Annotated in this window: 18 protein-coding genes and 1 CRISPR repeat array; of the genes, 9 read left to right on the top strand and 9 right to left on the bottom strand. The window is 59.3% G+C overall.

The genetic code is table 11. The features are described 5' to 3' along the window. Positions 1 to 154: 154 nt before the first annotated feature. Positions 155 to 955 carry a Uma2 family endonuclease gene (locus GKIL_RS11575; RefSeq protein ID WP_023173799.1) on the bottom strand — a complete coding sequence of 267 codons (801 nt, stop codon included), beginning with the start codon at positions 953 to 955 and terminating at the stop codon, positions 155 to 157. 114 nt (positions 956 to 1,069) lie between these two features. Between GKIL_RS11575 and GKIL_RS11570 the strand changes: the two genes are divergently transcribed. Beyond that, positions 1,070 to 1,900: a DUF3598 family protein gene (locus GKIL_RS11570; RefSeq protein ID WP_023173798.1), complete on the top strand. Its 831-nt coding sequence runs from the start codon at positions 1,070 to 1,072 to the stop codon at positions 1,898 to 1,900. Here the strand turns inward: GKIL_RS11570 and menA are convergent. Both menA and GKIL_RS11560 read right to left on the bottom strand, forming a co-directional pair. Further along, positions 1,897 to 2,772 (bottom strand): 2-carboxy-1,4-naphthoquinone phytyltransferase, encoded by an 876-nt coding sequence (gene menA, locus GKIL_RS11565; protein ID WP_023173797.1) that lies wholly within the window; start codon positions 2,770 to 2,772, stop codon positions 1,897 to 1,899. The two genes, GKIL_RS11570 and menA, sit on opposite strands and share 4 nt — an antisense overlap. A gap of 51 nt (positions 2,773 to 2,823) precedes the next feature. Continuing rightward, complete coding sequence (locus GKIL_RS11560) at positions 2,824 to 5,148, bottom strand: phosphoketolase family protein (RefSeq protein WP_051382947.1); 2,325 nt, start codon at positions 5,146 to 5,148, stop codon at positions 2,824 to 2,826. A gap of 576 nt (positions 5,149 to 5,724) precedes the next feature. Between GKIL_RS11560 and GKIL_RS11555 the strand changes: the two genes are divergently transcribed. The 5 genes from GKIL_RS11555 (at position 5,725) to GKIL_RS11535 (ending at position 8,945) form a co-directional block, all read left to right on the top strand. Beyond that, the gene (locus tag GKIL_RS11555) at positions 5,725 to 6,414 is read left to right on the top strand and encodes an MBL fold metallo-hydrolase (protein WP_041243910.1); all 690 of its coding nucleotides are present in this window, start codon (positions 5,725 to 5,727) and stop codon (positions 6,412 to 6,414) included. A 180-nt stretch (positions 6,415 to 6,594) separates the two neighbouring features. Next, positions 6,595 to 7,659, top strand: coding sequence for a sulfate ABC transporter substrate-binding protein (locus GKIL_RS11550; protein ID WP_023173794.1), 1,065 nt, complete (start codon positions 6,595 to 6,597; stop codon positions 7,657 to 7,659). A gap of 122 nt (positions 7,660 to 7,781) precedes the next feature. Continuing rightward, positions 7,782 to 8,141, top strand: a complete 360-nt coding sequence (locus tag GKIL_RS11545; protein ID WP_023173793.1) for a single-stranded DNA-binding protein — start codon at positions 7,782 to 7,784, stop codon at positions 8,139 to 8,141. 17 nt (positions 8,142 to 8,158) lie between these two features. Continuing rightward, positions 8,159 to 8,611, top strand: coding sequence for a single-stranded DNA-binding protein (locus GKIL_RS11540; RefSeq protein WP_023173792.1), 453 nt, complete (start codon positions 8,159 to 8,161; stop codon positions 8,609 to 8,611). Between the two features lie 133 nt (positions 8,612 to 8,744). Beyond that, positions 8,745 to 8,945 carry a hypothetical protein gene (locus GKIL_RS11535; protein ID WP_023173791.1) on the top strand — a complete coding sequence of 67 codons (201 nt, stop codon included), beginning with the start codon at positions 8,745 to 8,747 and terminating at the stop codon, positions 8,943 to 8,945. A gap of 55 nt (positions 8,946 to 9,000) precedes the next feature. Here GKIL_RS11535 and GKIL_RS11530 read toward each other — a convergent pair whose 3' ends face one another. From GKIL_RS11530 to GKIL_RS25285, 3 genes are all read right to left on the bottom strand, one after another. Beyond that, positions 9,001 to 9,789, bottom strand: coding sequence for an ABC transporter permease (locus GKIL_RS11530; protein ID WP_051382797.1), 789 nt, complete (start codon positions 9,787 to 9,789; stop codon positions 9,001 to 9,003). Between the two features lie 71 nt (positions 9,790 to 9,860). Then, a complete protein-coding gene (gene purB / locus GKIL_RS11525; protein WP_023173789.1) occupies positions 9,861 to 11,156 on the bottom strand; it encodes an adenylosuccinate lyase in 1,296 nt (431 codons plus the stop codon). A 65-nt stretch (positions 11,157 to 11,221) separates the two neighbouring features. Beyond that, positions 11,222 to 11,365 (bottom strand): hypothetical protein, encoded by a 144-nt coding sequence (locus GKIL_RS25285; RefSeq protein WP_023173788.1) that lies wholly within the window; start codon positions 11,363 to 11,365, stop codon positions 11,222 to 11,224. Between the two features lie 209 nt (positions 11,366 to 11,574). On the opposite strand from GKIL_RS25285, the gene GKIL_RS11520 reads away from it, so the two are divergent. From GKIL_RS11520 to GKIL_RS23610, 3 genes are all read left to right on the top strand, one after another. After that, positions 11,575 to 13,059: a TldD/PmbA family protein gene (locus GKIL_RS11520; RefSeq protein WP_023173787.1), complete on the top strand. Its 1,485-nt coding sequence runs from the start codon at positions 11,575 to 11,577 to the stop codon at positions 13,057 to 13,059. A gap of 11 nt (positions 13,060 to 13,070) precedes the next feature. Next, complete coding sequence (locus tag GKIL_RS11515; protein ID WP_023173786.1) at positions 13,071 to 13,535, top strand: RpiB/LacA/LacB family sugar-phosphate isomerase; 465 nt, start codon at positions 13,071 to 13,073, stop codon at positions 13,533 to 13,535. Between the two features lie 92 nt (positions 13,536 to 13,627). Next, complete coding sequence (locus GKIL_RS23610; protein WP_023173785.1) at positions 13,628 to 14,908, top strand: RNA-guided endonuclease InsQ/TnpB family protein; 1,281 nt, start codon at positions 13,628 to 13,630, stop codon at positions 14,906 to 14,908. Positions 14,909 to 15,147: 239 nt separating this feature from the next. Here the strand turns inward: GKIL_RS23610 and GKIL_RS11495 are convergent, their stop codons facing one another. From GKIL_RS11495 to GKIL_RS11485, 3 genes are all read right to left on the bottom strand, one after another. After that, on the bottom strand, positions 15,148 to 17,826 hold the full coding sequence (locus tag GKIL_RS11495) for a M1 family metallopeptidase (protein ID WP_023173783.1): 2,679 nt from the start codon (positions 17,824 to 17,826) through the stop codon (positions 15,148 to 15,150). A gap of 505 nt (positions 17,827 to 18,331) precedes the next feature. After that, positions 18,332 to 18,834: direct repeats of the CRISPR family, unit length 37 nt; unit sequence GTTCGAGTGGACCTAATCCCCGCGAGGGGACGGAAAC. Positions 18,835 to 19,140: 306 nt separating this feature from the next. Next, a complete protein-coding gene (locus GKIL_RS22660) occupies positions 19,141 to 19,989 on the bottom strand; it encodes a DUF1186 domain-containing protein (RefSeq protein ID WP_023173781.1) in 849 nt (282 codons plus the stop codon). A 193-nt stretch (positions 19,990 to 20,182) separates the two neighbouring features. Continuing rightward, on the bottom strand, positions 20,183 to 21,295 hold the full coding sequence (locus tag GKIL_RS11485) for a putative CRISPR-associated protein (protein WP_023173780.1): 1,113 nt from the start codon (positions 21,293 to 21,295) through the stop codon (positions 20,183 to 20,185). Between the last annotated feature and the right edge of the window lie 28 nt (positions 21,296 to 21,323).

Genomic DNA, 21,323 nt, shown 5'->3' with positions numbered 1-21,323 from the left:
CGGGGGGCAGGAGGAGGAGAGGGGGGGCAGGGGGGGTGTGGAGGGGTGGGGGACGGTTTTAGAAATACTCAAAAGCGCAAAAGAACAACCAACTCCCAGAGAGCCCGCTTCCCCCATCCAGCCCAAAAGCGGATGCTTTTCTAGCTTCGTCTCCTCAGGAGGGGTCGATGCCCAGTTCCCGAAGCCGGGCGGCCAATTGCTCTGCACGCTCCCGCTCCCGCTCTGCGCGCTCCCGCTCCTGCTCTGCCCGTGCTTGTTCTCGCTCGGCTCGTTCCCGCTCCTGGACGAGTAAGGCTTCTTTTTGGGCGGCGCGCTCGTCGCCTGTGAGCAGCAGGTTGCCCTCCAGATCCCACCAGCGCAGCCAAGGCAGCTCGACATTTTGATAGGTTCCTTGCCAGAGGCCCAGCTCGACTGCCATAGGACCGATCGGGAAGTGGCTGCGCTCGTTCGGTGCCAGCAGCGCATACTGCCCCTCGACCAGGTGATAGACTTCGACGCTCGCTTTTTCGACCTCGTAGATGCTGTAAAAAGGTACCCGGATCGCCTGCTCGTAGACCCAGAACTTGCCCCGAAAGGGGGTGCGGTCCCGCTCCTCCTCGCCACTGCCCGAGACAAATTCGAGCACGATAAGCGGCGAGACGATCTCCTGCCAGAGGACGTAGGAGCGGCGGAACTGGCCTTTTAAGTTGGGCGGCACCCCCGGCACAAAGAACCAGTCAGGCGATTCGGCTCCCCGGTACAGCGGCTCCGGCGGGGTGGGAAGACGCCAGTAGATGCCGCTATCCTGGCCAATGCAGTACTGTCCGTCCGGATGAAGTCGCTGCAGGTGCGGCGCAATCGAGTCGGTGAGCAGCAGACTCTGGGGGTGTTCTTGAAAATTTTTCACGAAGGTTCCGTCCGACTCTGGTAGCTGCAGGTGGTCGGGCAAGAAAAGTGCGGATGGCAGTATAGTCATCGTCGGGTACCCCAAACGCTACTGTCAGTATAAAGACCCCTTGTGGACGGATGTTGCAGCGCCGGACGGTGCCGCACAGTGGGACAATCGAGGCGGTAGATAAATAGGTGGGTTGTGACCGAGTTCGTTTCGCAGTGGGACCGCCTCATCAAAAATCTGGGAACCTGGAAGGGTTCTTTTACGCGCTTTTCTCCCTCCGGAGCATTCATCGAAGATACGCCCAGCATCGTGAGCCTTGAGGGGATAGATAACAATCAGACTGTTCGCCAGGTGCTGCGTTTTTTCTCATCTACCGATGGCAGCCTCCAGCGCGAGCGCGAGTTAGTCTACAGCTCCTTGAGCCGCTCGGTTCTTTTTTTTGATGGCGGTGCTTTTTGCTGGGGTTCGCTGCAGCTCTCGCCGTTCGCCGATTTTGCTTCTGAGTTCGGCTTTATCGCCGCCAACCGCCGCCTGCGGCTGGTGCAAATGTACAACAGCGACCACCACCTCGATCAGGTGACCCTGATTCGCGAAGCCCTCGAGGACCAACCAGCCGCCGAATCGCCGCCTCTAGATTTAGAGTCACTCACGGGCGTCTGGCAGGGGGAGGCGACGACGATCTACCCGGATTTTAGCGAGCGCACCGTTTCTACCCGACTCACGGTCGAGCGCCACGGCGAGCAGATCGTTCAGCACCTGCAGTCGGAAGGGGTGGACCTGCGCTCCAGTGGTCAGATCGAAGGCAACCGCCTGCGCTTCGATACGGGCACACAGCCGGTACAGGTGCTGCTGTTGCCGGGGGGCGCTTCCTGCACCGGCCCGCTCGTCCACGAGTGGGCAAAGCCGGTGTTTTTAGAAGCGGGCTGGCTCATCGAACCCAACCTGCGCCAGCGGATGATCCGCAGCTTCAACGCCAAAGGTGAATGGACGGCGCTGACCCTGGTAAGCGAGCGGCGCGTCGGCTAGGGAGCGAGGGCGAGGGCGAGGGCGAGCAGCAGACCGTTCACCAGATGAAAGCGGGCAGCCATCGGTAGGGCGGCCCCGACAACCGGCGGGTCCGTGGCGTTGGCGCGCACGAAGCGCAGGAGCGAGAGAGCCAGAGGCAGGGTGAGAAGGCAGGCGAGCACCGTCCAGGGCAGATAGCGGGTAACAACCCCCAGCCCAAGAACGGCGTAAGCAGGAGCGATCACCCACCAGAAGCGGCGGGCAGCCAACTGCGGCCCCCAGCGCACGATCGGGGTGCGCTTGTCAAATTCGCGGTCGTCGGCGCACTGGGGAAAGTGATGGGCATAGAGAATCGTCGCCGTCCAGGAGCCGACAGCAACCCCGGCCAGCAGCGCCCCCACCTCCCAACTGCCAGTCTGGGCGCGGCAGGCGGTGAGCACGGCGATTGGCCCAAAGCAGCTGGAGCTGATCCATTCGCCCCAGCCTTTATAGGCGAGCCGGAAGGGCGGCCCCTGGTAGGCGTAGCCCAAAAAGATGCCAAAGCTGCCAAACAGCAACAGCCACCAGTCCTGCAGCAGCCAGAAGCACAGGTAGCCAAGGCTTAAAAGGGCGTTGCCCACCCAGAGCACCTGGGAGCGGCTGCCGGTGGTTCGGACCAGCGAGTTGAGCTTGTTGCGATCGACGCCGGTGTCCCAGTCGAAGACATCGTTGCTCAGGTTAATCCAGCCGTGGACGCACACCAGTCCCGCCAGGCAGAGGGCAAAGCGGCCCGGATTGAACTCGCCACTGTGCCACCAGGCAAAGGCAGTGCCCACCAGCACCGGCACGACCGAGGCGGTGTAGATGAGCGGGTTGAAACTGTTAAGCCACGGTTTAAGCGGGCTGGAGGCCACGGGCAATCTTCTTGAGGTTCGCTGTCATTGTGACATCAAGCCCGCCTCGACTCAGTAGGGCCACTGCCAGTCGCGCACCTCGGGCATGTCCTCGCCGTACTTGCGCACGTAGAGCCTGTGCTCGATGAGCTTGTCTTTGAGCATCTGCTTGACGTGGGCGGCGGTGTTTCTCAGGCCAGGGATGCGGTCGATGGCGTCGTCCGCCAGGTTGAAGCGGTCGAGTTCGTTGAGCACCACCATGTCAAAGGGCGTCGTCGTCGTGCCCTCCTCCTTGTAGCCGCGCACGTGGATGTTGGGATGGTTGGTGCGGCGGTAGGTGAGGCGGTGGATGAGCCAGGGATAGCCGTGGAAGGCAAAGATCACCGGTTTGTCGGTGGTAAAGATCGCATCGAAGTCCCAGTCGGAGAGGCCGTGGGGATGTTCGCTCGTGGGCTGCAGGGTCATCAGATCGACGACGTTGACGAAGCGGATCTTGAGAGTGCTGAAGTTCTGGCGCAGGATATCGACCGCCGCCAGCGCCTCAAGGGTCGGTACATCCCCGGCGCAGGCGATCACGACATCCGGCTCGTGGCCCTGGTCGTTGCTCGCCCAGTCCCAGATGCCGACGCCCTTTGTGCAGTGCTTGATGGCGCTATCCATGTCGAGGTACTGCAGGGCCGGTTGCTTGCCCGCGACGATCACGTTGACGTAGTGGCGGCTTCTCAGGCAATGGTCGGCCACCGAGAGCAGGGTGTTGGCATCCGGCGGCAGGTAGACGCGGATGATGTCGGCTTTTTTGTTGAGAACGTGGTCGATGAAGCCGGGGTCTTGATGGGAAAAGCCGTTGTGGTCCTGCCGCCAGACGTGGGAGGTGAGCAGATAGTTGAGCGAAGCGATCCGGGCCCGCCAGGGAATGTGGCGGGTGGTCTTGAGCCACTTGGCGTGCTGGTTGAACATCGAATCGACGATGTGGATGAACGCCTCGTAGCACGAGAAAAAACCGTGGCGGCCCGTGAGCAAGTAGCCCTCCAGCCAGCCCTGGCAGGTGTGCTCGCTGAGGATTTCCATGACCCGGCCATCGGTGGCCAGGTGATCGTCGTAGGAGACGATCTCCGCCTCCCAGACCCGGTCGCTCGCCTCAAAGACCGCGTCGAGGCGGTTGGACTTGGTCTCGTCCGGCCCGACGATCCGAAAGTTGCGCTCGCGCCGGTTGGCCTTGATCACATCGCGCAGGAACTTGCCCAGGATCTTGGTGGCCTCTGCGGTTCCGGTGCCGGGCTTATCGACCTCGATCGCGTAGTCGGTAAAATCCGGCAGCCGCAGATCCTTGAGCAATACGCCGCCGTTGGCGTGGGGGTTGTCGCCCATGCGGCGCTCGCCCACCGGAGCGAGGGCTGCCAGATCCGGCAGCAGCGTGCCATTCTCGTCGAATAGCTCCTCGGGCCTGTAGCTTTTCATCCAGGCTTCAAGTAACTGGATGTGTTCGGGCTTGCTCGCCAGTTCCCCAAAGGGCACCTGATGGGAGCGCCAGTAGCCCTCGGTCTTCTGGCCATCCACTTCTTTGGGTCCAGTCCAGCCCTTCGGCGAATTCAAGACGATCACGGGCCAGCGCGGCCTCTGGGTGTCGCCGCCCGTGCGCGCTCGGTGCTGGATCGCCTTGATCTGGGCGAGCACCGCATCGAGGGTCTGGGCCATCAACTGGTGCATCTGCTCCGGGTCGGAACCTTCGACAAAGTAAGGCTCGTAGCCGTAGCCCACCAGCAGCGCCTCCAGCTCTGGTTTGGGAATGCGGGCAAAGAGGGTCGGATTGGCGATCTTGTAGCCGTTGAGGTGCAAAATCGGCAGTACCGCCCCGTCGTGGACGGGGTTGAGAAACTTGTTGGAATGCCAGGCAGCAGCGAGGGGACCACTTTCTGCTTCACCGTCGCCCACCACGCAGGCGACGATCAAATCCGGATTGTCGAAGGCCGCCCCGTAGGCGTGGGCGATCGAATAGCCCAACTCGCCCCCCTCGTGGATCGAACCGGGCGTCTCCGGCGCAACGTGGCTCGGGATACCGCCGGGGAACGAAAACTGCTTAAAAAGCCGCTTCATCCCCTCAGTGTCCTGAGAAATATTGTGGTAGTACTCGCTGTAGGTGCCTTCAAGATAGGTGTTGGCGACCAGGCCCGGCCCACCGTGGCCCGGCCCGGCAATATAGATCATGTTGAGATCGTGGGCTTTGATGATGCGGTTGAGATGTACATAAATAAAGTTGAGCCCCGGCGTCGTCCCCCAGTGGCCGAGCAGGCGAGGCTTGATGTGCTCCAGCTTGAGCGGTTCTTTTAACAGCGGATTGTCCAGCAAATAGATCTGGCCCACCGATAGATAGTTGGCCGCACGCCAGTAAGCGTTCATCTTGTGCAGCTCGTCCGGGCTGAGGGGCCCCTGCTGCACGGCAGGACGGATGGTTTGAGTCACGATGAATCTCTCCCCTTAAATTGGTGCCACCGCCTACCAACTTACCAACACGAGGCAGGCGACGGTTTGACCTGATAGGACGGCTAAATGTGCTGCCCATTTGGCAACAAGACTTACCGGACGTGATAGCCCTGCAAATCTGGATTGTCAAGGTCCGATCGGCGGAGGCGATCCGGACCGCACTCCGAGATAGGTCATGCAAATCCTCTCAGAAAGAGTAGCGCATCCTGCTTTCTGCGCGGTTTTATAAACTGCTTCACAAAAGCAGAGAATTTGCGGCTTTGACCGGGGAATGTTATTGTGTGCTTGCCCGCTAATATTTGCTCGATTTCCTGCCAGCTTTTAGGCATAATTCCGAGAGATTAACTGTAGATTTTAATTCCAGAAAACCCTGACAAAGTGGCTGCGGAAACGACATAAAACGTGTCTTCAATCGCTAGAACGGATACTATTTATTGACATCAGGGGTGATAAAAATGCCCCGAGAGCCCTGCAGTTATGTCAGTATCAACCATGTTATTCAGACAGCTTTTTGATAGCGAATCGAGCACCTACACCTACTTGATTGCCGACGAGGCCAGCCGCGAGGCGGTGCTCATCGATTCAGTCCTCGAACAGGTCGAGCGCGACCTGCGGCTTATCGCCGAACTGGAGCTTCGGCTGCGCGCCTGCCTTGAGACCCATATTCACGCCGATCACATTACCGGAGCGGCCCGCCTGCGCGCTGCCACCGGTTGCGCCGTCTGGGTGCCCCAGCGCGCTCCCGCTCAGTGCGCGGATCACTTCGTTGCCGACGGCGAAGTATTGCAGTTAGGTACTGTCAGGATCCGGGCGATTGCTACTCCTGGTCACACCGACAGCCACATTGCTTTTGTGGTCAACGGCGATCGGGTCTTGACCGGCGATGCACTTTTTATTCGCGGTTGTGGACGCACCGATTTTCAAGGGGGCGATGCCGGTGCCCTCTTCGATTCGGTGACCTCGCGACTTTTTGCTCTACCCGATGCGACGCTCGTCTACCCCGGCCACGACTACCGGGGACAGACCGTCTCGACGATCGGCGAAGAAAAAAGCTGCAATCCCCGCTTCCACGGTCGCGAGCGCGCCGAATTTATCGCCCTGATGGACAGCCTCAGCCTCCCCAGGCCCAAAAAGATTCTCGAAGCGGTGCCCGCCAACGAGCGCTGCGGGGCTGCCGCCTGAATTGTGCATGGCCTATACAGTCCTGCCAGAATGCGAGGCCGATAGCTGAAATCTTGACCGTAGCGTGGTACGCTTTCTACGGTTTATTCTACGGTGAACCGTAGAAGTCCACAAAGTCTCTACAGTCCCGCTTTTTGCAAAACCTGTCAACCTTGACCTTGAAACCTGGAGAAACGATCCATGTCCGAGTCCAATCTATCGCTGCATTCCCTCCTCGGTAGCCGCGTTGGCCGCCGCTTCGCTGTTGCCGCTGCTGTCGTCCTGGCCTCGGGCCTGGGTCTGGGGGCACCGCTTCGCGCCCAGGAGATAAGCTTGCTCAACGTCTCCTACGACCCGACACGCGAACTGTACGAAGATTACAACAAGGTCTTCGCCGATTACTGGAAGAAAAAAACGGGCCAGACCATCAAGATCAACACGTCCAACGGCGGCTCGGGCAAGCAGGCCCGCTCGGTCATCGATGGATTGGAAGCGGACGTGGTCACCCTCGCCCTCGCCTACGACATCGACGCGATCAGCGAAAAGGCAAAGTTGTTGCCCACCACCTGGCAGAAGCGCCTGCCCGACAACAGCACGCCCTACACCTCGACGATCGTCTTTCTGGTGCGCAAGGGCAACCCCAAAAAAATCTACGACTGGAACGATCTGATCCGCCCCGACGTATCGGTGATCACCCCGAGTCCCAAAACCTCCGGCGGAGCGCGCTGGAATTACCTGGCGGCCTGGGCCTGGGCGCTCAAAAAATACAACGGCGACGAGGCCAAGGTCAAAGACTACATGACCCGCCTCTACAAAAACGTTCCGGTGCTCGATTCTGGGGCGCGGGGGGCGACCAATACCTTTGTACAGCGCAATCTGGGCGATGTTCTGCTCGCCTGGGAGAACGAGGCGTACCTGTCGATCAACGAACTGGGCAAAGACAAGTTCGAGATCATCACCCCCTCCCTCAGTATGCTGGCCGAGCCACCGGTGAGCTGGGTAGACAAGAACACCGAAAAGCACAAGACCACGGCGATCGCCAAAGCCTACCTCGAATATCTCTACAGCCCCGTCGGCCAGGATCTGGTCGGCAAGCACTACTACCGTCCCCGTTCGGCGGCGGCGGCCAAAAAGTACGCAAACCAGTTCGGCAAAGTCAGCCTCGTCTCCGTCGATAAAGTCTTTGGCGGCTGGCAGAAGGCCCAGAAGACCCACTTCAACGACGGCGGCATCTTCGATCAGATCTACACGCCGACGGCAAAGTAGTCCGCCTCCGGACCACGGCAGGCCCGGCAAACATGGACAGACGGCCATGAATTGTGTAGGATAAAGAGGGGTTGTGAGCATTTGCGCTCACGCTCCTTTTTGTCCCAGCGAGAGACACGATCATGGCGCTACTCAATCAGGTCAATCTGGTCGGTCGGGCGGGCCGCGACCCCGAGATCCGCTACTTCGAGACCGGCACGGTGCTCTGCACGCTCACCCTGGCGGTCGATCGCCTGCGGCGCAAAGGAACGGACGAGCAACCCGACTGGTTCGATCTCGAAATCTGGGGCAAGACCGCCGAGATTGCGGGCGAGTACGTCCGCAAGGGTTCGCTTCTGGGGATCACAGGTGCTCTGACCTTCAGCCGCTGGACCGACAAGACCACCCAGGAGCGCCGCGAGCGTCCGGTGATCAAAGTCGATCAGCTCGAACTGCTCGGCAGCCGCGAGCGCCGCAGCGGCGATTCCGAATCTTTTTCATAACCTAAACAGGAGAGGCGATGAACACCATTGCTCTACAGGGCAAACTGCACTCCGCCCCAGAGTTGCGCCACACCCAGGACGGCCTCGCCCAGGCTTCCGCTTTGTTGAGCTTCGCAGCGCTCAAAACCGACGAAGCCGACTACACCCTGCGCCTCGTTCTCTTCGGCAACGCCGCCGAAGAATTCTGTGCAAACTTTCACCAGGGCGACGCTCTCATCGTCGAGGGCCGGCTGCAGTCTGAGGCGCGCCCCAGGCCCGACGGCACCAAGGAGCGGGTAATCGAACTGATTGCCCGGCGCTGTCACGCTCTCACTCCCGCCAGCACCCGTCCTGCCACTGCTGCCCCTGTCCCTGCTCCCGCGCAAAAGACCGCTGCCCCTTCTGCTTCTCGGCCCACCGCTGCCCGCCGTCCGGGCAACGCTCCGGCCCGGCCCGCCGTCGCTGTGGCCGACGACGATATCCCGTTTTGAGCGCGATCTAAAATTTTTGCGCCGGAGGCGGGCTAAAAACTTAGCCCGCTTTTTTAGATAAATTGAGCCAACCTTTATAAATTTGATAGAGTTTATCCCTAGTAATAGAGGACCGCTTTGGGACGTGGGTCTTATGAACAGCTATCCGAGTGTGAGTCCTTTTCGGCTCGAATTTCTTTTGCACCTGCTGATTACCGGTGGCCTTCTGCTGACCGGGCTTCTCGCTGCCCGGCAGGTCCAGTCGCTGCCGCTCAACACCAGTCGTTACAGCGTCGATCAAACGCCCGTCTTTGATCTGCCGGAGGTAATCGTCCGGCCAACCCACCGGCGCTAAAGCCTTAGCGCCCTCACCCCCGGTAGCCAGATAAGCTACCGGGGGTATTTTGTGTTCACAGATAGATCCGGCGATAAATCGCCCGCCAGGCCCAGCTGACGGCCAGCGCCCCCAGTACCAGAAGCCAGCCAAGCTGCCAGGGCCAGTAGTTCTGCAGGCCGATGGGCCAGCGCAAAAAATCGACGATCGCCGAGAGGGGCAGCGCCTCCGCCAGCCAGCGGGCCGCCTGCGGCAGATTGGTGCGTGGAAAGTAGGTGCCGCAGAGGGTAAACATCGGCAGGATGAACAAAAAGGTGGGCAAATTGACCTGATCGATGGTCCTGACGATGCCCGCCGTCACCAGACCACAGGCACCAAATAAAAGCGCAGCGAGGACCAGGATCGGCAGCGAGAAAAGCAGAGCAGACGGCGGATAGAGGCCAAAGGCAATCACCACCAGGCCAGTCACCAGGCCGCCAATCACGCCCTTGGTCGCCGCCCACAGCCAGTCCCCTAAAAAGACATCGGTGAAGCTCAAAGGAGCTGTAAGCAGCGCCTGCCAGGTTTTTTGAAAGCTCAGGCGCACAAAGCTGCTGTAGGCTCCTTCAAAAAATGACTGAAAAAGCACAGCGACGGCGATCATCCCCGGTCCTAGAAACTGGGGATAGGTGACCGTTTTTTCGAGGTACACGAAGCTGCCGATCATCGGCCCCAGACCGGCTCCGAAGGCAAAAAGATATAGCATCGGCTCGGTCATGGGCGGCAGCAAATTCGATAGCCAGGTCACCCGGTACACCCCGGCATGACGCCGCCAGACAGAATATACGCCCCAGGGCGAGATCGCCCCTGCTGCGAACTTGGCCACGGCGACCCCGCTGTTTTACGCAAACACCTGTCTACGCTAACCGATCGAGACTGGTGTATGGAGGGCGACCCCTACACCGACAGCCGCTCGAAGACAACGGGCAGGTGCTTGAGGTGATGGGCAGGCTCGAAACATTGGGCCAGCTCGGCTTCGCTCAGGTACTGGCCCACTTCGGAATCGGCTGCGATCAGCGCTCGGAAGTCGCCGTCCATCTGGTTCCAGGCGCGATGGGCGTTCGACTGCACAATCCGATAGGCGTGCTCGCGGCTGAGGCCCTTGCCCACCAGAGCGAGCAGTACCCGCTGGCTGAAGACGACGCCGCCGTAGCGGTTGAGATTGGCGAGCATGTTGTCGGGGTAGACCTGCAGCCGCTCTACCAGGGCCGTAAACTTGACGAGCATGTAATGGGCGAGGATGGTGCTGTCCGGCAGAATCACCCGCTCGACCGAGGAGTGGGAGATGTCGCGCTCGTGCCACAGGGGCATGTTCTCGAGGGCGGCGAGGGCGTTGGAGCGGATGAGGCGGGCCAGGCCCGTCAGTTGCTCGGCGGTGATCGGGTTGCGCTTGTGGGGCATCGCCGAGGAGCCCTTCTGGCCTCTGGCAAAGTATTCTTCAACTTCGAGGACGTCGGTGCGCTGGAGGTTGCGGATCTCGACGGCGAAGCGCTCGATCGATGCGGCCAGCAGCGCCAGTGCCTGGACGAATTCGGCGTGCCGGTCGCGGCTGATCACCTGGGTGGAGGCAGCGTCCGGGCTGAGGCCCAGCAACTGACAGGCCCGCGCCTCGATAGCCGGATCGATGTTGGCGTAGGTGCCCACCGCCCCAGAGAGCTTGCCCACTGCGATCCGGGGGCGCAACGCATCCAGGCGCTCGGCGTGGCGCAACAGCTCCGCAAGCCACCCTGCCAGCTTGAAACCAAAGGTGATGGGTTCGGCGTGGATGCCGTGGGTGCGGCCAATCATCACCGTGTCGCGGTGCTCACCGGCCCGCTGCCGCACAACAGCAACCAGATCCGCAAGCCGCAGTGCAATCAGATCGAGAGCCTGGGTCATCTGCAGGCCCAGAGCCGTATCGAGGACGTCGGAACTGGTAAGGCCCAGGTGGATAAAGCGGCTCGCTGGACCCACCTTCTCGCCCAGGGAGGTCAAAAAGGCAATGACATCGTGATGCACTTCTGCCTCGATCTGGGCGATGTGCTCCAGATCGAAGCCCGCTTTGCTACGAATCTCCTCCCAGGCATCCGGCGGGATCTCGCCTCTTTCGGCCAGCGCCTCGCAGGCTGCCAGTTCAACCTTTAACCAGTTGCGATATTTTTGCTCCTCGGTCCACAAGGCCCCCATCTCGGGCAGGGTATAGCGCTCGATCACACGATCTATCCGTACAGCGGCAACAGCCTCCAAGTCTAACAAAGCGTTGCTGCCGCTTGCAAAACTTAACGCGCCGCGCCGCGCTGGAGCAACGCGTCGAAGTGGCGGCGCATCGCTTCGAGGTCGAACTCCTCGACCGGCTGGCGGTCGGCGAAGAAGTACTGCTTCAGCTCCTCGATGTCGAAGGACCGCTCTTCTACGGATTTCATAAAGTCGCTCCGCCCTGAGTGAAAAGTTAAGCTGCAGTAATAATTCTTAACTTAGAGGCCGCTCCGGGGTCTGTCAAGAGCCTGGCCCAAAGATTTTCAATTTTTGTAACGGCAAACCGGGACGAAGCGGCGCTGCCCGCACGCGGGCGGACCATCCTGTTGGGTGCAGCACAATAAATAATAGGCAAAAGCACGTTTGCGGAGGCAGGATGGTCCAGCTAGCTCCCCTCACCCAGCTCGATCTGGCCCAACTGGCGGTAGATCTGATTTATAAGGCCGGGTGCGAGTACGGCGACGTGCGCTTTGCCAGTTACCGCAACCAGCGGCTCACCGCCTCCGATCGCTCGCTGGCGGAGTTGAGCGATCGCACCAGCAGCGGCTTTGGAGTCCGGGTGCTCTGGAGGGGAGCCTGGGGATTTGCCGCCAGCCACCGCCGCACCCCTGAAGAAGTCAAGCGGGTCGTGGATCTGGCCGTCCTTACCGCCCAGGCGAGCCGCACCACGCTCAAGCAGCCGGCCCAACTGGTAACGGCCCCCGTCCAACAGGGCCATTACACGACGCCCATCCGCCAGGATCCTTTTGAAGTGACGGTCGAAGAAAAAGCGCGGTTGCTTTTAGAACTTAACGAACGTTTGCTCAGCTTCGCCCACCAGGGCATCCGCAAGGCGCGGTCGTTTTTGCGCCTGGGCCGGGAGGAGAAGCTCTTTATCAACAGCGAAGGCACCCGCATCCAGCAGACGCTCTACCGCAGCTATCCGGGCTTCAGCTGCACGGCGGTCGCAGAGGGCGACGCCCAGGAGCGCTCCTACGAGCGGCCTCCCCTTAATATCGGTTACGAGCACGTCGATGCGGCGGACCTGTTTTCCCAGGTCGAGCGGGTGGCGAACGAGGCGATCGAGAAGGTACGCGCCCCCAGAGCTTCCCAGGGAGGGCGCACGCATTTGATCCTCAAACCGAGCCACCTGTTTTTGACGATTCACGAATCGGTGGGTCATCCGACCGAACTGGACCGCGTCTACGGCTACGAGGCCAATTTTGCCGGGACCAGCTTTGCCACCACCGACAAACTGGGTCACTTGCGCTACGCCGCCCCCTGGGTCAACTTTCGGGCCGACCGCACCCAGCCGGGCGGACGGGCCACCTGCGGCTGGGACGACGAGGGTGTGCCGGCCCAGGAATGGCTGGTGGTCCGCGACGGTCTATTGGTGGACTATCTCACCGACCGCGAGACGGCCCACCGCCTCGGACGCCCACAGAGCAACGGCTGTGCCTTTGCCGACAGCTGGGCTTCGGTGCCGATGGTGCGCATTCCGAACCTGGGCCTTGTACCGGGAGCAGCGGAGGGCAGCCACACCGCTACCCTCGCTCAGATGATCGCAGATACCGAAGCAGGCATTCTCATCGACGGCATCGGCAGCTACTCGATCGACCAGCAGCGGCGCAACTTTCAGTTCGGCGGCGACGCCTTCTGGAAGATCGAAAAAGGCAAGATCGTTCATATGCTCAAGGACGTGACCTATAGCGCAATGACCACCGACTTCTGGAACAGCGTCGATGCCATCGGTCCGGAATCCGAATGCGAGCAGTGGGGCACCGACATCTGCGGCAAAGGGGAACCGATGCAGGTGGCCCAGATGAGCCACGCCTGCGTGCCGGTGCGGGTGCGCAATATCGAAGTCGGCGGCCCGGCTTGAGAGGGAAAAAGATGAAAATTGCAGTCGGCAGCGACGAAAAAAACTATCTGACCGACGCCCTGGTGCAGGAACTGGAGGGGCGCGGCCACGAGTTGCTCTTGATTGGACCGCTTGCGGGCACGGGCGACGCCTGGCCGGCGGTGGGCGAGGCGGTGGGCGAGGCGGTGGGCAGCGGCAGGAGCGCCCTGGGCATCGTCTGCTGCTATACCGGAACAGGGGTGAGTATCGCCGCCAACAAGGTGACCGGTGTGCGCGCCGCTCTCTGCGGTGACGCCCAGACAGCAGCCGGGGCGCGGCGCTGGAACGACGCCAATGTGCTCGCCCTTTCGCTGCGCACGACCACCCCGGACCTGTTGCGCGAAATCCTCGATGCCTGGTTCGGCACCGACTGCCCGGCGAGCGAGCGGGTCTACGTCGAACAGATCCGGGCGATCGAGGAGGCCCGTAACCAGTCTGTCCGGTCACTTCACCTTTGAGCTTTTACGCGAGCAGCCCCGCGCTGTAATCTTTGATTCAGCGTCGGGAAGAATCGCATCCTCAACTGCATTTGTGATATAATGTCCATATTATGCTACTTGCTTACCAGTACAAGCTCTTGCCAACTTATGAACAGCGTTGTCGCATGGACAAGTGGCTGGATATGTTGCGCCATCAATACAACTATTTGCTCGCTGAACGATTTGATTGGTACGAGAGGAACCGTTGTTCAATCAACGCTTGTCCGCTCCTATGCCATTTACCAAAACTCAAAGAACCGCCCAACTACTACAGCCAGAAGCGTTCTCTCGTACCTCTTAAGCAAGAACGCGAATGGTACAAAGATATTCATGCCCATGTACTGCAAGACATGGTAAAACGTGTCGAACTCGCCTTTGCCCGGTACTTGAAAGGGGATAGCAAAGCAAACAGGAGTGGTAAGCCAAGGTTTAAAGGCAAGGGTCGCTATCGCACATTTACTTTCCCGCAACTCAGTGCTCAACCGTTCATGGGTAACCGTATTGCTCTGCCTAAGTTAGGGAAAGTCAAGTTGACTCAACACCGTCCAATTCCAGATGGCTTTTTCATCAAAACAGCATCAGTGACAAAAAAGCCCGATGGCTGGTATGTACAGCTAGTTTTAGAAGATGTTTCTGTGCCTGACGCCCCATCTATCAACATTGTCCCAACAGAAGCCAATAGCATGGGCGTGGATGCGGGGCTGGAGTACTTTGTGGCATGTTCTGACGGCTTTACCAACGAATCGCCCAAGTTCCTGCGCAAAGCTGAAGAGAAGTTGGCAAAACTGCAAGTCAAGTTTGCCCTGCGCAAGAAGGGTTCTAAAGCATGTCGCAAGCTTGGTCAACGCATCGGCAGACTTCACCAAACCATCGCCCGTACACGTCGTCAGTGGCACTTTGAAACAGCAGGTGAACTGTTAGACCGCGCTGATGTACTGTTTGTTGAAGATTTGAAAGTTTCTAATCTGTCGTGCCGATGCAAACCAAAGCAGGATGAAGAGGGTAGATTCCTGGCGAATGGTCAATCAGCGAAGTCGGGACTGAACAAAAGTTTTGCTGATGCTGGGGTCGCTAGATTCTTGAATGAAATTTTGCCTTACAAAGCTGAAAAAGCTGGTAAGCAAGTCATCAAAGTCAATCCGGCGGGAACATCTCAACATTGTGCAAAGTGCTTGAAGCGTGTTCCAAAACAGTTGTCGGATCGCTGGCACAGTTGCCCCCATTGTGGGGTGGAGCTGTCGCGCGACGTAAACTCTGGAATGCTGATCAAGAAAGTGGGGTTGGGCGTTCGCCTCACTATAAAACGTGAAAGCCGAAAGGCTGGAGAAGCCCGCGCTCTATCCGTAGGATGAGCGTCGGGAGTACGTCACGTTGAAGATATGCGGGCAATATTCAGGCGTACAGAAAAGTACAGCATTAGCGGCGGTACAATCTACGATCTGGCCATCGCTCAAGCTGGCATCAAGGTTCAGGTGGATCGAATAGTTACGCTTAACGATAGACATTTCAAGCTTTTTGGCCCCGATGTCGCCAAGCTTTTGATAATCTCGTGAGCGAATGTCGCTGAAGGTTCTCCGTTAGACTTTGCGGGTTATTCTACACCGACGCAGACCTGGGGGGTGCGCTGGCCAGGGGTCTTGCTTTGATCGCAGGCGTAGCGGTCGATATTCGTCAGTTGCTTTTGTTTGATGCTGGCACTGGCGCGAACGGATTCGACGCCCTTGCGCACCTCAGCCTGGGCATCGGCGGGCAGGTGGGCGCGGGCAAAATCTTCGAGTTGCTGGGCAAACTCTGCGTCGCTGAAGTTGGCGACCAGATTCGGCAGATAGCGGTAGCGGCGGAAGAAGGCAAGTTTTTCAAGAAGCGGCTGGTAGTGCTTTTGGGCAAACTCCCAGGCCAGTTCCGGCTGCTCGCCCCGCTCTGCCACCGTCTGCACCAGATTTGTCGCCAGGTTCGGCTCCAGTTCGTCGCTGAGGGCGAGGGCGAGGGTGCGCTGGGCCAGTTTCGGATCGAGGGCTCCGGCCAGGGCTCCGTAGTAGAGGCGCTTTTCTTCGGTGCTGGTGGTCTTGCGGCCCAGGGTCAACAGCGCCTCGTAAGTCCCGCTATCCGCGTAGCGGCCCACCGTGTTAAAGACCGCCGGGCGCAGGTTGGGAGGCAGGCTGTCAGGAGCCTTCAAAAAGACCTGGAAGCGGCGCTGGGCCTCGCGGATCACCGATTCGTCCTTGAAGCGGCCCAGGGCAGTGAGCACGCTGGTGCGTAGCAGGCTCGTCGTCCCAGCTTCACCCGGCGCAGCGTCCCAGCCTACCCGTCGGTAGACCGGTTCCAGCAGCGTGCGGGCGTAGCCTTGAAACGGAATGCGACCGGGCCGCCCGATCTCCAGCCGATCGATCTCGTTCAGGCTGCCCAGGATCTGCTGCCAGACCGCCAGTTCGCTGTCGCCCTTCGCCACGTTCACAAGCGCCAGATAATCGCTCGCCCGCGCCTGGTTGGCCTGCACGGCGGCCCAACTGTCGCTGAGCAAATTCACCCGGTCCGCCGCCGGTAACTGGGTAAAGCGCTGCTTGAGAGCTTTGAACAGGGTCGGTGCGTAGCGGACGCGGTAGTAGCCCGTGTCGCCCAGGTTGAACTTGAGCGGCAGTCGGCAACTCGCGCTCATCAGCGCCCCGGTTTTGGCCGCCAGTAGATAATTCTGGTTGTCGGCGGGCAAACCCTGACCGTAGGTGATCGGGATCTGCCAGAGCAGGGGCTGGGCCTTCGGATCGTTGATCGTGAAGCGGCTCTGGTTGAGGGTCAGGTTGTAGCGGCTGGCGTGGCAGTTGCCTTCGACGGAAAGCAGCGGAAAACCCGGTTGCTCGGTCCAACCGGCAGCGATCGAACTTACCGGCTGGCCGCTCGCCTGGCCGAGCGCTTCCCACAGATCGGCGGTCGTCGTGTTGGCGAACTGGTGGGCGGCCATGTAGGCGCGAATCCCGGCCCGAAACCTGTCTTCGCCCAGGTAGCTCTCGAACATGCGCAGCACCGCCTGGCCCTTTTGATAGGTGATCTCGTCGAAGGCGCTCGCCGCCTCGGCGGGGTTGGTAACCGGCTGCTGGATCGGGTGGGTGGTGCGGCGGGCATCGAAGAGCATCGCCGTATTTTTGGAGCCGCTCGACCGCAGCCAGATCTGCCAGTCCGGGTTGAAGTGGTCGGTGGCCTTGGCCGACATCCAGGAGGCGAAGCCCTCGTTGAGCCAGAGATTGTCCCACCAGGCCATCGTCACCAGATCGCCGAACCACTGGTGGGCGACCTCGTGGGCGACCACCCCGTAGATCGCTTCTCTGGTCTGCTGGGTGGAGTGGGCCGGGTCAAAGAGCAGGATCGCCTCGTTGTAGGTGATGCCGCCCCAGTTTTCCATCGCCCCGCTGAAGCCCCCCGGCACGGCGATCATGTCGAGCTTGGGCAGGGGGTACTTCACCCCAAAATAATCGTTGTAGTAGGGCAGAATCTGCTTGAGCACCTCCAGGGCGTAGCGGCCCGTCTCCTTTTTGCCCTTTGTAGTCACCACAGAAATATCGATGCCGTCTACCGTGTCCTTGAGCGATTCAAATTCTCCGGCACAGAGCACCACCAGATAGCTCGCCATCGGCGGGGTAGGAGCGAAGCGCACGGTCTTGAGGCCGCTGCCTAAAGGCTCCTCGCGCTCGACGGGCATGTTGGAGACGGCGCTCATGCTCTGGGGCAGGGTGACGCTCAGCTGAAAACTGGCGCGAAAGACCGGCTCATCCCAGAGCGGAAACATTCGCCGGGCGTCGGTGGGCTCCATCTGGGTGCCGAACATCACCTTGCCGCCTTCATTTGTCTGGTAGCGCACGTAGTAGAGCCCTTCGGCCTGCAGGTTCGCCCTGCCCGCAAAATCGAGGGCAAGCTTGTGAATCCCGGCTGGGATGTCTTGAGGAAAATCGAAGCTCGCCGTCTGCCTGTCAGGGTCGATCGAGATCGTGCCGTCGGTCTGATCGTCGAGCCGGACGTTTGTGATCTGCAGATTAAGGGCGTTGAGGGTGATTGTGCGGGTGGCCTTGCGCACCTTGACGGTGATCGTCTCAGAGCCTCTAAAAGTCAGGCTCTTGGGATCGGGGGTAATTGCGATCGCATAACTCTGGGGCACGACCTCTTTGGGCAGTTGGCCGGGCGTATTCTCGAAGGCAAATTTGGGCTCAGCCCGGACCGGACCCACCAGCGAGAGCGCCCAGGCCAGACCTGCCAGCAAATAGACCAACGGACGGCTCAGCATCGTTCCTCCCCAGTTGTTCAGACACAGAACATAGCAAAGGCGCACACTTTGAACAGTATGCAATCGAGCCGACAAAAGATGTAGCCAGCCTGGCGACCCACGGGTATGCGCAGCGGTGAAAGGAGTTTGTAGTTGGCCTCTCCCTACACTTCGGCATCTCGTTTACAAGACTTAACGCAAAAACTACCCGAGACGAGGCCAGCAAGCAGACCAAAGCCGCACCGGACAAGCACTCCAGCATCTTAAACTTATGTAAACGCCTGAACCAGTTCAAATCTGTCAGTCAAGATCCCACCAATATTTCCGAGCTGCAATAACCTGGAACCAAGCCTCGAAAGGTTTTTGCTTGACAGATAGCTCAAAAACACCTATCGTAATCGTGTTGCAGATACCACTGCTACAGTCCCCGCAAAAGGCAGATGTTACGCTTCGTAAAGCCGTGTAACGCGGCCTCGCGCAATCGAACCTTGAAACCTTTATACTGAGCCCATGTTAAGACGATAGGGTTCGAGTGGACCTAATCCCCGCGAGGGGACGGAAACGTTTGCCGCCCAGGTAGCGCACGGGCAACTGATCGCCGTTGTGGGTGTTCGAGTGGACCTAATCCCCGCGAGGGGACGGAAACTTGATGTCCCATTCTTCCAGAAAGGCCCGGAGGCGACCCTCGTTCGAGTGGACCTAATCCCCGCGAGGGGACGGAAACCTGGCAGGCGTTGCCGGATTCGAACAACTTCACCGCGTTCGAGTGGACCTAATCCCCGCGAGGGGACGGAAACACATCAACGCTTCAGCGTCGGACAATGGCGCATTCACCATGTTTGAGTGGACCTAATCCCCGCGAGGGGACGGAAACTCGCCAGATCATCAGACAAGCACTCCTTTTCAGCACGAAGAAGTTTGAGTGGACCTAATCCCCGCGAGGGGACGGAAACTCGCCATTCAGAATAGCGAAAATTATATTGAATGCCAAAGTTTGAGTGGACCTAATCCCCGCGAGGGGACGGAAACACCGCGCGCAGCCTCGACCAGCTGTTTGTGCAACAGTCGTTCAGCCATTGCGGTTTGAGTGGACCTACATCCCCGCGAGGGGACGGAAACTTCGATAACTTGCTGCTGGAGTTGGTCATTGTCTTTCGTTCGAGTGGACCTAATCCCCGCGAGGGGACGGATACGCCCGGTTGTGTGCTGCACGGTCGTAGCCCAGCAGGGCCGGGTGGTGCTGCTGGATGTGAAGTTCGAGTGGATCTAATCCCCGCGAGGGGATGGATACGCGCTCGTGCTCGCCGTGCATTGGACGCTTCTCAACGGCTGATGCTACTTGCGTTTGGACTTGCGGTTTTGCTTGCGCGACTGCTTTTGCATCTGCCGCCGCGAGGCCGAGACAGACTTCTTGCTCGTGCCAGACGGCTCCAGGTGACTCCGATTCGACACACGCGGCAACAAGGGCGATGACTGGCCAGATGGTGGTCGGTCTTTGAGCCCGAGTTCTACCTGGACATCCTCCCAGTCGCCCACAAATATCGGGTCTACGGCATCGGCAGCATAGGCGCGTTCGATCACATCCGCCGCCTCGACCGCCTTGAGTCTTATCAGCCCATCGATGAGGACGGCATTGAGCCATTCGCTGTTGGTCTTGGCCCGCTCCAATATCTGCACCAGTGCCGCAACGACTTCGTCGCGAGCCTCGGGATGTTGCTCGGCAATCAGCGTCTGAGCGGTCGTCACCGCGTCTGAGGCTGGAGCGTTGGCCTCCTCTTCGAGAAAAGCCCGCAGCCGGGGCAGCTGCGCAGGTCCGATCCGCTGCGCCACCTCAAGAAAATCGGAGTGCAACCATTCGTCGTCCGCGAGCCGGGGCAGCAGGTCGAGCATCGTCTCCACCGCCGCCTCGATGTCGATCTGGGTAAGCGCCCGCCAGGCATGGGCTGCAGCCCAATATTCGGGCGAATTCCAGTTTTTGCTATCGAGGCGCAAAGGAGCATATTCCCTGGCAAACGCCCGCAACTCGTCCACGTGCGCTTCTCCCAGTCCCAGGGCGCGGTAATCGCCGTCGGGAAGACCCTCCATCGCTTCAGGTGTCTCCAACCTCAACAACTGCGCGACTACAGCACTGTAGCCTTCGCCCCGGCCTCCCAGCCCTTTTAAGTCCTCGTCTGTCTCTGCCATGACCCGCCCGCTCCTGCGATTCGACACAGCTTTGGCTGGTCGGGGTCTACAGAAACTTCACCCTCCAGACCTCGTTCATACTAACGTTCGGAGAGTCTGGGAGGCGCAGCGGAAGACAAACGCAACCCGCCCCGACAGACAAAAGAAGTAGCAACGATTGCTGTGCAGCAGTGAACCGAGAACCGCTCCAGGGCTAACCGTAGCGATCTGCCAGATGGGCGGCGATCGTATTTGTCTCTACCCGTGTTCTGCCGGTGGTGCGGAGGCATACTCCCAGGCCACGGTCGGTGTGAACCATCACGAAGTCAATCAGGCCATTATGCGTAGTGCGGCGGATTGGTTTTGTTGCTTTTGGATTCCAGGGAAGCGAGTTGACAACCTCGATGACGTAGGGCGACTGACAGAGTTTCTTCGAGATTTTCATCAGTAAATCATTCCCGTGATCGTCTCTCAGATCAATTCTTTTCCTTTCCGGCAGAAGGTCCGTCTGTGGTATCCGGTTCAGTAGTGTGGTCTCCTGGCGCTGAAACTGAAGGCGGCAACGCTCATGAAACAGGTAGCCCATGGCGGTGAGTTCAATGAAATGCTTGCCACCCTCAGGGGTCAGATTGAACATCAATGCAGGCACCTGTTGCTGAATATCAAGCGGCAGATCCTCCAGGAACGTCAATTCCCCCTCCGCTTCCTCGATTTGCTCGAAGGCAGCGTAGTTCTCCAGCCACAGGCTCAAATCAAGAGCAATAGGCTGCGGCGGCAACTCGATGATCTCGGAGAAGTTCTCGAACAAATAAAAGACAGGAATATCAAACGCCTGGCCGATCATCCCAGCAAAGGAGATCTGTGCTTTGTAACCACCGGTCGCATTGATGAGAACCGATTCCAAGCCGTATTTCCGTACAAGTTCGCTGATCTCCTGTACCAGGCTGAGCAATCCCTTGTTCTGAAAGGAGCGCACGTCTCTATCTGTTAATCCTTTGAGAGGTCTTGCTGAGACTTCTTTGAATGCAAGCTCCTTACTGCTGTCGAAGTAGCTCTGCAGGAGTTTGCCGACGTTTTCACCATCTGGCGTATCTGAGTAGAGCAAGATAAGCCGCTGACAATGGTCGAGATAGTTCCTGGAGACGATTGCTGCAGTCGAGTTGATCTCAGCACCGCAGATTTTGGCATCTACCGATAACTTTTTTAGCAGAGAAAGTACCTCAGGCCAATTCTCAGATGTGTAGGCGTTCTGAAGTTTTTGATCTGCAGCTCTTTTCAAATTGCCCAGGAGGCTGGTGCCGACGGTGCAGATAAGCGTGTCTTTCATTGCTGATATTCCTGTTTCGACGGTATTG

It is taken from the genome of Gloeobacter kilaueensis JS1, assembly GCF_000484535.1.
GTDB classification, from domain to species: Bacteria; Cyanobacteriota; Cyanobacteriia; order Gloeobacterales; family Gloeobacteraceae; genus Gloeobacter; species Gloeobacter kilaueensis.
The sequence above is the reverse complement of the archived record's forward strand: the minus strand, read 5'-3'. Positions and strand labels throughout refer to the sequence as shown.